The organism is Scandinavium hiltneri (assembly GCF_024764835.1).
Lineage (GTDB): Bacteria > Pseudomonadota > Gammaproteobacteria > Enterobacterales > Enterobacteriaceae > Scandinavium > Scandinavium hiltneri.
Map to the genome: position 1 here is coordinate 1 of NZ_JALIGE010000034.1, position 455 is coordinate 455.

General features: G+C 58.7%; 2 pseudogenes. Both read right to left on the reverse strand.

From position 1 onward, the window contains the following. Window positions 1-202, reverse strand: a pseudogene (locus MUU47_RS00150) (amino acid ABC transporter permease); the annotation flags it as partial. Between the two features lie 12 nt (window positions 203-214). Beyond that, window positions 215-455: pseudogene (locus MUU47_RS00155) on the reverse strand (transporter substrate-binding domain-containing protein); the annotation flags it as partial.

Sequence of the window (455 nt, forward strand, 5' to 3'; positions counted from 1 at the left end):
GTGTATTGCGCACCACTTCAACGTAAATACCCCAAACGCGGCTGAGCAAGTTGACCTTACCGCTGCGGATCGCCGCTCCGCAGATACCCAGCGCCACCCCCATTAAGGTAGCCAGCGCCGTCAGTTCAATGGTGGTCAGCAGACCGGCCAGCAATTCGGGCAGGTAAGGCCACAGGGCAGGAAAGTTCAGCTGATAGGTCATCAGGCGCTCCCGTTATGCGCCGAAGTCGGCAGGCAGCGGCGCTTTCAGCCATTTCTCGGACAGGCCATTGAGGGTGTTATCCTTTAACGCCTGCTCAATCAGTTCGTCCACTTTCGCTTTCAGCGCCGGCTCACCCAGACGCAGGCCTACGTAGCAGGGCGAATCTTTCAGCATAAATTTGGCCACCGGCGCTTTGGTCGGGTTCTGCCGCGCAATGGCGCTCACCACCAGATTGCCGGTGGCGATGTATTGC